We start from the raw sequence: 14,693 nt of genomic DNA, 5'->3' as shown, positions 1-14,693 counted from the left end.
TAAGTCCTTGGTAAATCCGATAAAAACCTAGTGTAACTGAAACCGGTGCGATGCCTAATGGTTTCCGTTAGACCATCGTCTACCTTGTTGATCGTCAAACCCTTTCATAATCTGAGAATGAAGTCGGTCTGTGAAGCTAAGTGTGGGCGATTACCGTTGTCTGGGCTTTGTGCAGTCAAAAACGTCACGACTAAAGTCGGGGATTTTTTTGTCATAGCTCTTTGTTAGATTCGACCTGTCTACTTAATTCACTTAATCCAAATAACAAAAATTAAGGAAAGTGTTATGTCTATCAGTAGTGAAAGCGCTAAGGCGTACTGGAGTGAAAATCTCCGGATCATCGTAACCTACCTGGCCATTTGGTTTGTCGTGTCATATGGCTGTGCGATCCTCTTTGTTGATCAACTCAATGAGATCCAATTCTTTGGTTTCCCATTGGGTTTTTGGTTTGGTCAGCAGGGCGCGATTTTCGTCTTCGTCGGTTTGATTTGGGCTTACGTGTTCAGCATGAACAAGCTCGATGAAAAATACGACGTGCACGAGTAATAACAATAAAAATTACAGGACGGCGAAAAAATGAGTGTAGATGTTCTCTCTTATCTGTTTATCGGGGGGTCGTTCCTCCTGTATATCGGCATCGCGGTTTGGGCGCGTGCTGGTTCAACTAAAGAGTTCTATGTCGCAGGCGGCGGGGTTCACCCAGTAGCGAACGGCATGGCAACGGCAGCTGACTGGATGTCAGCGGCGTCTTTCATCTCCATGGCGGGTTTGATCTCGTTCATCGGTCGTGACGGTTCAGCTTACTTGATGGGCTGGACAGGCGGTTATGTACTCTTGGCTCTGTTACTGGCACCTTACTTGCGTAAGTTCGGTAAATTTACCGTGCCTGACTTTGTGGGTGACCGTTACGAGTCCAACGTGGCGCGTACCATTGCGGTGATATGTACCATTGTTATCTGCTTCACGTATGTAGCTGGCCAGATGCGCGGTGTGGGTATCGTATTCTCACGCTACCTTCACGTTGACATCGAGCTTGGCGTTGTCATTGGTATGGCGATCGTCTTCTTCTACGCGGTATTGGGTGGTATGAAAGGCATCACCTACACCCAGGTGGCGCAGTACTGCGTACTGATCCTGGCGTTTACGGTACCGGCGTTCTTCCTGTCGGCTCAGGTAACAGGCCACATCCTGCCGCAAATCGGTTTGGGTGCGACGCTTGAAAGCGGTCAATCCGTTCTGGCAACGCTTGACCAACTGTCGGTTGATCTCGGTTTTGCCCAGTACACGGCCGGTAAAATGTCGACCATCGATATCTTCTGCTTAACCGTCGCTCTGATGTGCGGTACGGCAGGTCTGCCACACGTTATCGTACGTTTCTTCACGGTTCCACGTGTGAAAGATGCTCGTACCTCTGCTGGTTGGGCGCTGATCTTCATCGCGATTCTTTATACAGCAGCACCGGGTGTTGCAGGCTTTGGTCGTGTGAATCTGATCAACACACTGAACGGTCCTGAAAACACAGGTACCGCTTACGAGCAGATGCCTAGCTGGTTCAAAAACTGGGAAAACGCAGGTCTTCTGGCGTGGAATGATCGTAACGGCGATGGCCTTGTGCAATACGCGGCGGGCGATGCGTTCGACTCAAAAGGCGGTAAGCCTGCTCTGACGGACGAGCGTGGTACTCACGGCGAGCGTTTGGCATCCAATGCACTGGAAGGCGCTGAGTTTGATGCAGCGAAACAACCGTTTGCGAACGAAGTCTACGTTGACCGTGACATCATGGTACTGGCGAACCCTGACATTGCTCAGTTGCCAGCCTGGGTTATCGCTCTGGTAGCGGCCGGTGCGGTAGCGGCGGCACTCTCAACGGCAGCCGGTCTCCTGTTGGTTATCTCGACCGCGATATCGCATGACTTGATGAAGAAAACCATCAATCCAAACATCACCGACAAACAAGAACTTATGTACGCTCGTTTGGCGGCTGTGGTGGCGATCTGTATCGCAGGTTACTTCGGTATCAACCCTCCTGGCTTCGTGGCTCAGGTGGTGGCGTTGGCCTTCGGTATCGCATGTGCCTCGGTCTTCCCGGTCATCATGTTGGGTATCTTCTACAAGCGCATGAACACTCAAGGTGCCATCGCAGGTATGTTGGTAGGTCTGATCACGACCGTTGGCTACATGTGGTACTTCGTGTTCGGTGGTGGTGATAAAGCAGACTACTTCATGGGCATTGGTCCTGGTGGCTTCGGTGCGATCGGTATGGTATTGCACTTCATCGTAGCGATTGTGGTTGCGAAAATGACACCTCCGCCATCAGAAGAGATGCAGCGTATCGTGGAAGATCTACGTATCCCGCGTGGCGCAGGTGATGCTCACGCTCACTAAAAGATCCTCTCCCAAATAGGATCGATCAAAGGCGCGCCGACTCTCGGTGCGCCTTTTTTGTCAGATGATAAAACTCTTTTAGACAGCAAAGGAGTGTGTGATGCCTACCTCGTTTAACATGGATAACCTGCCATTTAGCTTACTGAGCGAATCCGAACAAAAAGTGCTCGGCGAGCATCTGGACATCGCTTACTTTCAAAAAGGCGAGGTGATCATGGCCGCAGGCGATGTGCCCGAAGGGGTGCATGTGATTCTCAAAGGCCGTGTCTCAGAAAGCGAGTCCAAAGAGGAAGATGGCGAAAGTATTCAACAGATCTACGTTGAGTACGAAAACGAAGATTACTTTGGCTCTTGGTCAGCGATAAAAGGAAAAGCGATTCATAACTTTATCGCCGAGGAAGAGACCATCTGCCACATCATTCCAACCAAAACGGTGTTGGATTTGGTGTCGACTAACCCCTTATTTGCCGATTACTTTCAACAAAACCTCAGTGTCAAAGCCGAAATTGTCGAACAGCACGGCGCCAGCCAAGACATGGCGGAGTTTATGTTGGCTCGGGTTGGCGAAGGTGTGGTTCGTGATCCGTTAATCGTGCTGGAAAATACCAGTATAAAAGAAGCTACCTTGATGATGCGCGAGCACAAAGCGGATTGTTGCTTGGTTAAACGTGGCTCACGCTATGGCATGGTGACCGGAACGGATCTTTTGAATGCATCGGTGATTCAGGAAAAACCGCTCAATACGCCGGTGGCTGACATTGCGACTTATCGTTTGATCACCACCACACCGGATGATTACCTGTTCAACGCCCTTATTACCATGACGCAGCAACGTATTGAGCGCATCGTCGTGATGGAAGGGCAGGAGCTGACTGGCATTGTTGATTTGACCGATGTGCTCAGTTTCTTTTCGAGTCACTCGCATGTGATTGGATTGCGCATCGAGCGCGCCCAAACGGTGGAGGATCTGCACGAAGCCGCCAAAGGCTTAAATGAGCTGATCAAATCCTTGGTGTCCTATGGCGTAAAAGTCCGTTTTGCGATGGATCTATTGTCGGCAATGAACGGGCGAATCATGGCAAAGTTGTTTGATCTCCTTGTGCCAGAGGATATGCAGCCGCACGTGTGCTTGATTGTGATGGGCTCCGAGGGGCGAGGTGAGCAGATCATGAAAACCGACCAAGACAACGCCATTATTTATCGAGAGGGGCTGGTGTGGCCTAAGATGCAAGCGGTGCTGAATGAGTTTTCGGCCAAGTTGATCGAGTTTGGTTATCCAAAATGCCCAGGCAACATCATGGTTTCGAACCCAGCGTGGGTAAACTCGTTAGGGGATTGGACGCAAAAGCTCTCAGATTGGTCGTCTAGCTGGAAAGAGGAGGATCAAATGAACCTTGCCATCGCGGTGGATGCGAAACCGGTGGCTGGCAATCCGGCTCTCTTTAAAGCGGGGCGTAATTGGTTCTTTAAATTTTTGAAAAATAACGATCTCTTTTTTACTCACTTTGCCAAAGCCGCGCTAGAGTTTGCAACGCCCTTAACCTTCTTTGGTAACTTAAAAGAGAAGGGACAGTTGGATATTAAAAAGGGCGGGATCTTCCCCATTGTTCACGGTGTCAGAACATTGGCGCTGGAGCATCGTATTCTTGCCACCAACACTTTTAAGCGGATTGAGGCGCTGGTTGAGGCGGGTGTGATGAAAGAGGAGCACGCGCGGGATCTTACCGAAGCGCTAGGGCTTTTTATTCAGCTTCGCCTGCGACAGCAAATTAAACGAGCAGAAGAGCAGGCCCAAGGGATTGACCCAACGCCTAATACCCTAGATCTGCAATCCTTAGATAAAATGGAACGAGATCTACTTCGTGACGCGTTTCATGTTGTGAAAGGCTTTAAAAAACATCTTGAGTTGAGATATCACTTAGGGAGTCGATAAACCCATGATCATCCCCAGAAGTATAAAAAGAATAAAAGACAGGATGGATCACAAAAGCGGGCCGTACGCTGCGCTTTTTGAACCTTATGATGGTGACGAGGTTGTGTCACTGGATTGCGAAACCACCTCTTTAAATGTCAAAGAGGCGGAGATCCTCTCGATTGGTGCCGTGATCGTAAAAGGTCGCCGAGTCAGAACCAGCGAGCGTTTGGACATCAAACTTAAACCGCCTAAATCCCTGACGGGGGAATCCATCGTGGTACATAAGCTGCGCGCTGCGGACCTTGAGGACGGTGTGGAGCTGGGAGAGGCCTTAAAGCAAGTTTTGGCGTTTATCGGGAATCGTCCGATTCTGGGCTATTACGTTAATTACGATATTCGCGTATTGGATAAGTTTTTAAGACCGTTATTTGGCTTTGGTCTGCCCAATAAAGCGATCGAGCTTTCGCATGTGTATCACGACATCATTAAATGGCGCTCGGTTGGCGGGGACATTGATCTTCGTTTTGATACCATCTCGCAAAAACTGGATATCCCTATCTTAGAGCGGCACACCGCGTTGGGTGATGCGATCACCGTTGCATTGATGTACCTGCGGTTGAAGCATGGCGCTCCCCCTGATGTGGCGTGTTAAGCACCACATCAACTGACTTCTCCCTCCTGATTCGTTTTTCTGGTACTTTAAACAAGTGTTGGCTTAAAAATTGCATATAAACATACGAAACGGCAAATAAGTGCCGCAGATGTCAAATAAACGGCGTCAGAAAATGAATCACTGGCTTGTTAACCGACGTTTTTAACATATAATGTCAAAAACTTGTCGCTTGGGGTGTTGTTATGATTGAGCGTACGGATATCCAAAGTGTGCTAATGCAGATGCGGGCAATGAAAGATATGGCCCAGACCGGCGTGTCTGCTGCGCAGATGCCAACGGCAATGCAGCCGCAAGAATCCGTATCGAGAGTGGATGGCGAAAACAGCTTCGGCACCTTGCTCAAAAATGCCGTCAATACGGTTAACAACACTCAAATGGAAGCCTCTCGGTTGGCAACAGCCTATGAGCAGGGTGATAGCAGCGTAGAGCTCACCCAAGTGATGATTCAATTGCAAAAAGCGTCGGTGTCATTCCAAGCAATGACAGAAGTGCGGAACCGTTTAGTGACGGCGTACGAAGATGTCATGAATATGTCTATCTAATTCGGCTTTAACAATAACGACAACGATTTCTAACATACGAGCATGGCTGAGAGCACAGTAACGGTACAACCTTCAGGCGGACTGATTGCCGGTTTTAATAAACTGTCAATTTTACGTCAGTTTGGTTTGATGGTGGGTTTGGCCGCCAGTATCGCGATCGGCTTTGCGGTGGTCTTATGGTCTAAATCCCCAGATTATCGAGTCTTGTTCTCCAACCTTGAGTTTGCTGATGCGAACCAAGTGATCGAGCAACTCCGTCTTTATAACATTCCTTATCACTTTGAAGGTGATGCCCGCGCCATTCTTGTCCCGAACGAGTACGTACACCAAGCACGCCTTCGTTTAGCGTCGGAAGGGTTTACAGCCGATAAAACCGTAGGCTTTGAACTGCTCGATCAAGAGCAACCTCTTGGCGTCAGCCAGTTTATGGAAAGCGCTCGATATCGCCGAGGGTTAGAAGGGGAGCTTGCGCGTACCATCGGAAGCTTGTTGTCGGTGCGAAACGCCCGTGTTCATCTGGCGATACCAAAAGACAGTGTGTTTGTTCGGGATCAAAAGCAGCCAAGCGCGTCGGTGTTTGTTGAACTCTTTTCTGGCCGAAAGCTTGAGCGGACTCAAGTGGCGGCTATTGCGAACTTGGTCGCATCTTCGGTGCCTTCGTTGGATGTCAAAAATGTGACGGTTGTGGATCAGCGTGGTCATCTGCTGAATAGCCGTGACGAAGATGAAGATGTCGTATTGGCGGCCAAGCAGTTTGAGTACTCCCGTAAGGTTGAGGAAACGCTGCTGAACCGTGTGAACAGCATATTGATGCCGGTGGTTGGGCAAGGTAACTACCGTGCCGAAGTATCAGCGGACATCGACTTTACGCAAGTCGAGCAAACCGACGAGATGTACAACCCGGATCTGCCGGCTCTTCGAAGCGAGCAAACATTGGATGAAACCCGCGTAGGCGGCGCTAATCCAGAAGGCGTACCAGGTGCGCTGTCCAATCAGCCGCCAGGGCCGACGGCTGTGCCTGAGGTTGCCAACGGTGAAGGTGCAGGTGGCGCGGCAACAACGCCGGGTAGCAGTAAGTCCCAAGCCACGCGTAACTTTGAGTTGGATCGCTCCATCTCCTACACGCGTCATCAAAGTGGCCGAGTGGATCGCTTAACCGTTGCGGTCGTGGTGGATGATCTCACCACAACAGACCCTGCTACAGGCGAGCCAACACGCATGCCGTGGACAGAAAACGAGTTGCAGCGCTTACGCATCTTGGTGCAAGACGCCGTTGGTTTTTCGGCGCAACGTGGCGACAGTGTGAACGTGATCAACTCCCCATTTGTGCCTGAAACGCCTTTAGAGGATATCGAGCTGCCTATCTGGAAGCAGCCTTGGGTGTGGGATATTGCACGTCAGGTGGGTGCGGTCTTGTTTGTGCTCCTGATGGTGTTTGGTATTTTACGACCTATACTGAAAAACTTAGCAACCACTGGGGCGATTGTGCCAGGGTTGCCGGGCGATGAAACCGATGAGGTCGCCGCCGAACTAGAGTCCTTGGATAGCAATGACTTGTCGGATGATAAAGTCACCTTCGGTGGACGTAACGACGGTTTGTTGCCGACCCCAAGTGAAAGTTTTGAGTTTCAGTTAAACGCGGTGCGCAGCATGATCGCCGAAGACCCGGCGCGTGTTGCACAAGCGGTCAAACAGTGGTTAAAGCAGGATGAGTGATCAGGAAGAGTTTACCGACCTTGAGAAAGCCGCCATCCTGATGATCAGTCTGGGTGAAGAAGACGCGGCCGAGGTGCTGAAATATCTAGGACCAAAGCAGGTTCAGATGATCGGCGAGGCGATGAAAGAGCTCGATAACATCCATCAATCGCGTGTTGAGGGTGTGGTCGATGATTTCATGGATGTGGTTCGCGACCAAACGGGCATCGGTATCAACAACGACCGCTACATTCGCGCCATGTTGAATCAGGCGTTAGGCGAAGAAAAAGCCAAAACTCTGATTGATCGTATCTTAATGACCACAAACACTTCGGGTCTGGATACAATGCGCTGGATGGAGCCGCGTCAAATCGCCGAAACGATTCGAAACGAGCACCCTCAGATTCAATCGGTCATCATTGCGTATCTAGAACCCGATCAAGCGGCCACTGTCCTGAGTTACTTTGATGACAAGGTGCGTTTGGACATCATCATGCGTGTCGCATCCATGGATCGTATCCAGCCACAAGCCCTGCAAGAGCTTAACGAAATGCTCGAAGGGCAGAGCAGCAGCTCGGCGGGTCAATACCGAACAATGGGCGGCTTGAAGCACACATCTGACATCATGAACTTGATCGAAAGCTCGATTGAAGCCGAGTTGATGGAAGGCATCAAAGAGACCGATGAAAACTTGGCGAACCAGATCCAAGAGCTCATGTTTGTCTTTGATAACTTAATTGACGTGGATGATCGTGCCATTCAGGTGATCCTGCGTGAGATCGCAAGCGATGTGTTGATCCTGGCACTGAAAGGCTCGGATACCTCCTTGCAGGAAAAAATCTTCCGAAACATGTCCAAACGTGCAGCCGAGCTGTTGCGTGATGACCTTGAAGCCAAAGGCCCTGTACGTGTCAGCGAAGTGGAAGAAGCTCAGAAAGAGATTCTGGTCGTTGCGCGTCGTCTGGCCGATGAAGGTGAAATCATGCTGGGTGGCGGCGGCGAAGCGATGCTGTAAAATGGCAGTGCTCGCCAATCAATAGCGGTGTTGGACCATGTCACAAAAAGTCGTAAGTGTAGATGATGAAGTGCCCTTCGAGGCTTGGGTTTTGCCCGATGTGAGCAAAACCGAGTCGCGTGGTGCTGCGCTTGCGCATCGAGTTATCCCACCCAATACCGCAAAGTCTCATCAAGACCCAAATGTGACCGTAGCCGATGAAGAGCTCAGTCCAGAGCGTATCACGGTCTCTGAGATTGAAAACATCCGGGAGCAGGCGCACCTTGAAGGCTACGAGGCCGGACGAGAGGCCGGTCACGAAGTGGGTGTAAAAGAGGGGCATCAAGAAGGCTACGATGCCGGCCTAAAGCAAGCTGAGCAAGAGATTGCCGAGCGCTTGGCAAAGCTCGATGCCTTAATGGCTGCGATGGCCGAGCCTATGAATGCCCATCAGCAGCGCTTAGCAGAAGCGGCTGCGTTGACGGGTATTAAGGTAGCCGAGGCTGTTCTACCGCATGCGGCTAAGCAATCACCAGAGGCGTTGATCCCCGTCGTGAAAGAGGCGTTAGCCTGCCTGCCAGATAAGCCCGGTCAGATCACGATTAAAGTACACCCAGCCGATCAAGCGACGCTTCAAACGGTGTTACAAGAGATTGATGCGCCAGCGACGCTTGTGCCAAGTGAATCTGTTTCCCAAGGCGGCTGTTTCGTTAAAGCCGATGCCACCCAAATTGACGCTTACTTAGAGACGCGTTTAGACCAAGTTGTGTCTGAGTTAAAAGAGCGTATTGCGCTTGCTATGAATACCCCGTCCGAAGAGGCGGCAACCCCTCCAGAAGATCGCGCCGATGAGTCAGTCGACTGACTTTTCGGCGTTTGATCAAGCGATAGACTCGCTGACTCAAGCCCCGTTTCGCCCACCAAAACCACGTGTTGAAGGTCGTGTTACTCGTCTTATTGGCTTAACCATCGAAGCGGAAGGGCTTCAGGTTGCCATTGGTGATACCTGCCAGATTCAGCTGAACCCCAGCCAGTGGATTGAGGCCGAGGTTGTTGGGTTTAACGGCGCTAAAAGTTACTTGATGCCGTTGCAACCGGTGGATGGATTATCCTCAGGAGCACGCGTTGCACCGATGACCGCCGAGCGAAATGTCCCTGTGGGGTTTGAATTATTAGGTCGGGTTTTAAATGGTGTGGGGGAGCCCATTGATGGAAGAGGCCCGCTTGGGAACCCTTATTCGGTTTCCATGGCCGGTGAAATCATAAACCCTCTTGAGCGCCACCCGATTCATGAAACGCTTAATGTGGGTATTAAGGCCATTAATGCGTTGCTGACAGTCGGTAAAGGTCAGCGTTTGGGTTTGTTTGCAGGCTCAGGTGTGGGTAAGTCGGTGTTGCTTGGCATGATGACCCGCGCAACCTCGGCGGATATCACAGTGGTAGGCCTCATAGGTGAGCGGGGTCGTGAGGTCAAAGAGTTTATCGAGCATAACCTTGGACCAGAAGGTTTAGCGCGCTCAGTGGTGGTGGCTTCCCCTGCGGATGATTCGCCCTTAATGCGGCTTCGGGCGTCCCAGTTAACCACGCGTATTGCGGAGTATTTTCGCGCTCAAGGTAAAAGTGTTCTTTTGTTGGTGGATTCGCTCACCCGTTATGCCCAAGCCCAGCGTGAGATTGCCTTAGCCATTGGTGAGCCGCCAGCGACCAAGGGGTATCCGCCATCCGTATTTGCCAAACTGCCTAAACTGGTCGAGCGGGCAGGTAATGATGCGACCGGGCAAGGTTCGATTACCGCTTTCTATACTGTCCTCACCGAAGGGGATGACCAGCAAGACCCTGTCGCCGATTCGGCAAGGGCGATCTTGGATGGACATATTGTGTTGTCCCGTCGTTTGGCAGAGCAAGGGCACTATCCGGCGATTGATATCGAGGCGTCCATTAGTCGTGCGATGCCATCGATTGTGTCGGATGATCACATGAAAGCGGCGATGCGCTTTAAGCAGCTTTTTTCCAAATATCAGCAAAACGCCGATTTGATCGCGGTGGGGGCCTATGCCCGCGGTAGCGACCCAGATACCGATTTTGCGATCGAAAAAATGCCAACCTTTCGCCAATTCTTGCAGCAGGGCCTTCGGGAGCAGATCAACGTCGAAGAGAGTCTTCATATGTTGGCCGTCTCGTTGCAGCCGCCTGAACCGCGACGAGGTTGATTGAACGGTTATGGCTGAAAAAAAACGCTCCCAGCGATTGCAGCTGGTGACAGACTTGGCTGAAAAACGTAAGCAGGAAGCGGAACGTTTTTTGGGGGAGCAGCTAAAGCGGGTCGAGCTTGATAAAACTCAGTTGCAACAGCTAGAGCAGTACTTATCGGAATATCAGAACCAGTACCTGACTGCGTTACGCTCTGGCATGAACGGTGCAGAGATTGCCAATTACCAAGCCTTTATGAACAAGATTGCCGATACCATCGAGCAGCATAAAAAAACCATGAAGGTGAATCAGGAGCAGCTCACGCGTGTTAAGCAGTTCTGGTCACAAACCTACGGACGGCACCGCGCGTTAGAAGGGCTGACTGAAAAAGCGCGTGACCAAGAAGCCGCTGATGTCGAGAAAGCCCTGCAAAAATCCCTTGATGAGCGCTCTCAGCGTTTATCCTCCAGCGAACCCGATTAGTTTGGCACTCTTTTTGCTGATTACCTTTTGATCATCAAACAGGTGAAAAGCTTATGGCAACTCAACCCGGTTTATCCAACGCATTGCTGTCAATTGGCGGCTTAAATTCTGGCTCCTCTCTGAGCGGTCTATCCAGTGGCCTTTCAGGTCTTGGAGCACTCGGTTCGCAATCAGGGCTTGCTGGGATATCCTCAACAGGATCAACGTTTTACCAGCAATTAAGCGAATGGTCGTCCATTCAACAATCCGGTGGCGAGCTGCCTGCCGAGGCGGTGGCTTGGTTAAAAACGGCTTCCTATCAAGCGTCGATGTCGCAGCAAACTGGCTGGATGGCAACCGGAAACGGCGATGACGGCAGTGGCGGAAATTTCTTGCCGCTTTCACTGACCTCCTTTGATGAGTCACTTGCCGCTTTGCAAGGTCAGTGGCAATCCCTGCAAGGGCAAACCGGTTTTGATGGCTTTACCTCTTTGCTGGATTCATCCGATGGGCTCGATATTGATGGTCTGATGAATCAAGTGCTGGCGCAAAACGGTTTAACAGAGCAGTCAGGCCTTTTGAGCAGTAGCTTTGATGTATCTGACTGGACGGCCCAGATGCAGCGTTTTTTAGAGCAGGCGCAGCAAGCCATGCAGGCGATGTCGGAGCAACTTCAAACGGCAGTGGATACGCAAGAGGGGCTGTCAGAGACCGGTAGCGAGCAAAACACCTTGTTGCAGTCGTTGACGGCGCTGCTGGATGAGCTCGATGCCCTAAAAGATCAAATTGAATCCCAATTGCCATCGCTTGAATCAGAAACGTCAACCGACGGCGAGGCGACCAGCTATACCGCTGGGTTAGATGCCTTTTTGAATACAGCCTTGGCGCAAACCGCACAAGAAAGCGAGGCAAGTGCTGAGACCGATTCGTCGTTGCTGAGTGCTGAGTCTTCCAGTGTGACGGTGCAAGAGCGCGTTACCGAATGGATGGCCCGTGTATCTGAATGGGCCACTACAGCCAAAGAAAATGTGACTCAGCCTCAAAACACTCAAACCTCTGCGATGAATGCACAAGGGAGTGAGGGGCAGTGGGTTGATATGAGCGTCAGCGTCACGCCTGATCAAGCCGGTAAATGGGTTGAGGGTATGATGCCGCCGAGCAATCAGCCGATGCTTGATGCTGAGCGTGTCAGTCAGCAAGCCAGCGAAGCTTCTGACACCGTGCTGGATGAGCTGTCTATCCAAGCAGCACAAATCGCCGAGTCCACACAAGCCTCATCCACAACTGAGACTGATACGCCTTGGATCAGTGCAGGGCGTCCAGATGTCACTCCGGCTCAGGTTGCCAACAATGCGAGAACAACCAGCAGCGTATCGGCCGCATCCCTGTCTGTTGATGCGGATCGATCAACGGTCAGTGTCTCAATGACCGATGTCGTGGGTGATGAATCCGCGGATGATCTTTTGAAAGGGGCAACGGTGTCGCTGGCTTCAGATGGGGAGTCATCGCCAAAGACAGCCCAGGCCAGATCCGATCTTTTAAACGTCAATACCACGAAGCCACAAGCGGATCTTCAACAGTCGATGAGCCCTCAGAATGATTCGACTGGGGCGGATGACGGTGCCGCTCCTAAAGAAGCCAGTACGCGAGTCGGTACCGAATCCCCTTTAGCGTCGCTGAGCCAGTCTACGCAGTGGGCGCAACGTGGAACCTCGCAAGTGAATATGAACATGCCAGCCGGTATGGCGCCAGGGCAAGAGGGCTGGTCGCAAGCCTTATCAGAGCGCATCGTGTGGGCGAGCAATCAGCGCTTACAGTCGGCTACGCTGCAATTAGACCCGCCGGAGCTTGGGGCCTTGCAAGTGAAACTGCACGTGTCGGCTGATCAGCAGGTCAGTGTGACGTTTAGCTCGCCACACGCTCATGTGCGCGATGCGGTTGAGCAAAGTGTGCCGCGTCTTCGAGAGATGCTGTCCGAGCAAGGGCTGCAGCTAGGGGATGCGAACGTGGGAGATCAAGGTGCGGATCGTTCTCAAGCTCAGGCCGAGGGGCGTGGTAACGGCCAAGGCTATGGTCAGGCAGGTAATGGTCTGCTGGGGGATGATGCCGGAGATGAGATTGCAACCTCTGTTCAGAGTGGCTCTGTCTCCTTGGTTGACTACTATGCTTAACTTTTTTTGGATCTCAACCATAAATCAATCACTTAGAGAGGATGAAAAAGCGAACTTCCGTTTGAATTCTCGAAGTTGTGCTATAGTGAATTACCGCCAAGGCATCAAAAATGCCGACTCAGTGTGATTGTTAAAAGAGGGGAGTTCCATGGCGGAAGAACAAGCAGCCGAAGAAACGGGCGGCAAATCGAAAAAGAAACTGATCATTTTTATCGTCCTAGGTGTGCTGATGGGTGCCGGTGCTGCCGGTGGTGCGGCTTTCTTCTTCCTTGGAGGGCCTAAAGAGGAAGTTATCGTCGAAGTCGAGACCATAAAAAAAGAGGCAATTTACACAAAAATCCGTACACTGGAGGGTAAGCCTTCGTTTGTGGCCACGCTTCAATCGTCCGATGGTAAATCGCATTACATGCAAGTGTATGTCGAAGCCAAAAGCCGTGATCAACTCGTGGCCGATACATTGACCTTGCATATGCCGCTGATTGTGGCGAGATTGAATAATCTCTTTGCAACTCAATCGTTTGATGAGCTGATGAGCATCGAAGGTAAACATCAACTTCAGGATGCATCCACCGAACTGGTTAAAGGTATATTGCAGGAAAAGATCGGCCGTCCCGGCATCGAGAAGATCCTGTTTACCAACTTGGTGATGCAATAGTATGTGCAGGTTAGTACAGGTTCATGTCGGTCAAAGATCTACTTTCTCAGGATGAAATTGATGCGCTTTTGCACGGCACGGATGATGCCGACGAAGGTGATGCCGAAGAGGAGGTAGACTATGGCGACGGATCGGTACGCCCCTACGACCTAGCCAGCCACGAGCGCATCGTTCGTGGCCGAATGCCAACGCTCGAAATGATCAACGAGCGTTTTGCGCGCTTAGCCCGCAGCAGTTTGTTTAAATTCCTTGGACGCCCTGCCGACGTAGCGGTGGGCGGTGTCCAAGTGATGAAGTACGGGGATTACATCAACACCCTGTACGTACCCACCAGCGTTAATATTCTGAAAGTCCCGCCCCTTCGGGGTTCCGCTCTAGCCATTATGGATGCCAAACTTGTCTATAAAATGGTGGATAACTTTTTTGGGGGGGATGGCCGACACGCCAAAATCGAAGGTCGGGAATTTACCGCCACGGAAAACCGTCTGGTATCCAAAGCCGTTAAGTTGCTGTTTGAGGATCTTAACGTGGCTTGGCACAGTGTGGTGCCTTTGGACTTTAAACGGGTCGGTCATGAGATGAACCCCGCTATGGCCAACGTGGTTAGCCCATCTGAGGTTGTGGTCGTGAGTACGTTTCACGTCGATCTAGAGGGCGGCTCCGGTGAGTTTCACGTCACGATGCCATACTCGATGCTCGAGCCGATGCGTGATCTCTTAGTATCGGGCTTCCAGCCATCCGAAGATGAAAAAGACGATCGTTGGATTCATGCCTTCAAGCGTGACATTGCTTTGGCGGATATGAAAATTCATGTCACGATCGCGGAAAGCCAGTTAACGCTTAAAGATGTGATGGAGTTCAAAGCGGGCGATATCATCCCCGTCGAGATACCCGAAGCCTTGGAACTTAAGGCCAACTCGGTGCCGGTCTTTAGCTGTAAAATGGGCACCTCGCGTGGCAATATGGCGGTCAAAATTATCGATCGCATTAAAATCCCTGAATAATAATCAA

Annotated in this window: 13 protein-coding genes; all 13 read left to right on the top strand. The window is 51.2% G+C overall.

Going from position 1 to position 14,693, the window contains the following annotated elements:
• Positions 1 to 285 precede the first annotated feature (285 nt).
• Positions 286 to 546 carry a DUF4212 domain-containing protein gene (locus ACXAF9_RS03445; RefSeq protein WP_475070419.1) on the top strand — a complete coding sequence of 87 codons (261 nt, stop codon included), beginning with the start codon at positions 286 to 288 and terminating at the stop codon, positions 544 to 546.
• Positions 547 to 576: 30 nt separating this feature from the next.
• A complete protein-coding gene (locus ACXAF9_RS03440; RefSeq protein WP_475070417.1) occupies positions 577 to 2,385 on the top strand; it encodes a sodium:solute symporter family protein in 1,809 nt (602 codons plus the stop codon).
• A gap of 100 nt (positions 2,386 to 2,485) precedes the next feature.
• On the top strand, positions 2,486 to 4,318 hold the full coding sequence (locus ACXAF9_RS03435) for a putative nucleotidyltransferase substrate binding domain-containing protein (RefSeq protein WP_475070415.1): 1,833 nt from the start codon (positions 2,486 to 2,488) through the stop codon (positions 4,316 to 4,318).
• 4 nt (positions 4,319 to 4,322) lie between these two features.
• Positions 4,323 to 4,952 carry a 3'-5' exonuclease gene (locus ACXAF9_RS03430; RefSeq protein ID WP_475070413.1) on the top strand — a complete coding sequence of 210 codons (630 nt, stop codon included), beginning with the start codon at positions 4,323 to 4,325 and terminating at the stop codon, positions 4,950 to 4,952.
• Positions 4,953 to 5,155: 203 nt separating this feature from the next.
• Positions 5,156 to 5,515 carry a flagellar hook-basal body complex protein FliE gene (fliE, locus tag ACXAF9_RS03425; protein ID WP_475070411.1) on the top strand — a complete coding sequence of 120 codons (360 nt, stop codon included), beginning with the start codon at positions 5,156 to 5,158 and terminating at the stop codon, positions 5,513 to 5,515.
• A 42-nt stretch (positions 5,516 to 5,557) separates the two neighbouring features.
• Positions 5,558 to 7,231, top strand: coding sequence for a flagellar basal-body MS-ring/collar protein FliF (gene fliF, locus ACXAF9_RS03420; RefSeq protein WP_475070408.1), 1,674 nt, complete (start codon positions 5,558 to 5,560; stop codon positions 7,229 to 7,231).
• Positions 7,224 to 8,225, top strand: coding sequence for a flagellar motor switch protein FliG (gene fliG / locus ACXAF9_RS03415; RefSeq protein ID WP_475070406.1), 1,002 nt, complete (start codon positions 7,224 to 7,226; stop codon positions 8,223 to 8,225). The genes fliF and fliG overlap by 8 nt, the downstream gene beginning before the upstream one ends.
• A 37-nt stretch (positions 8,226 to 8,262) precedes the next feature.
• On the top strand, positions 8,263 to 9,069 hold the full coding sequence (locus tag ACXAF9_RS03410; RefSeq protein ID WP_475070402.1) for a FliH/SctL family protein: 807 nt from the start codon (positions 8,263 to 8,265) through the stop codon (positions 9,067 to 9,069).
• Complete coding sequence (gene fliI, locus ACXAF9_RS03405; RefSeq protein WP_475070399.1) at positions 9,053 to 10,414, top strand: flagellar protein export ATPase FliI; 1,362 nt, start codon at positions 9,053 to 9,055, stop codon at positions 10,412 to 10,414. The genes ACXAF9_RS03410 and fliI overlap by 17 nt, the downstream gene beginning before the upstream one ends.
• A 10-nt stretch (positions 10,415 to 10,424) precedes the next feature.
• On the top strand, positions 10,425 to 10,877 hold the full coding sequence (fliJ, locus tag ACXAF9_RS03400; RefSeq protein WP_475070398.1) for a flagellar export protein FliJ: 453 nt from the start codon (positions 10,425 to 10,427) through the stop codon (positions 10,875 to 10,877).
• A 53-nt stretch (positions 10,878 to 10,930) separates the two neighbouring features.
• Positions 10,931 to 13,027: a flagellar hook-length control protein FliK gene (locus ACXAF9_RS03395; RefSeq protein WP_475070394.1), complete on the top strand. Its 2,097-nt coding sequence runs from the start codon at positions 10,931 to 10,933 to the stop codon at positions 13,025 to 13,027.
• A gap of 148 nt (positions 13,028 to 13,175) precedes the next feature.
• On the top strand, positions 13,176 to 13,682 hold the full coding sequence (locus ACXAF9_RS03390; protein ID WP_475070391.1) for a flagellar basal body-associated FliL family protein: 507 nt from the start codon (positions 13,176 to 13,178) through the stop codon (positions 13,680 to 13,682).
• A gap of 23 nt (positions 13,683 to 13,705) precedes the next feature.
• Positions 13,706 to 14,686 carry a flagellar motor switch protein FliM gene (gene fliM, locus ACXAF9_RS03385; protein WP_475070387.1) on the top strand — a complete coding sequence of 327 codons (981 nt, stop codon included), beginning with the start codon at positions 13,706 to 13,708 and terminating at the stop codon, positions 14,684 to 14,686.
• Positions 14,687 to 14,693: the final 7 nt, after the last annotated feature.

The sequence above is a fragment of the Neptunomonas sp. ABH4_499 genome (assembly GCF_056160565.1).
This window is presented reverse-complemented; position numbering and strand designations above follow the sequence as displayed.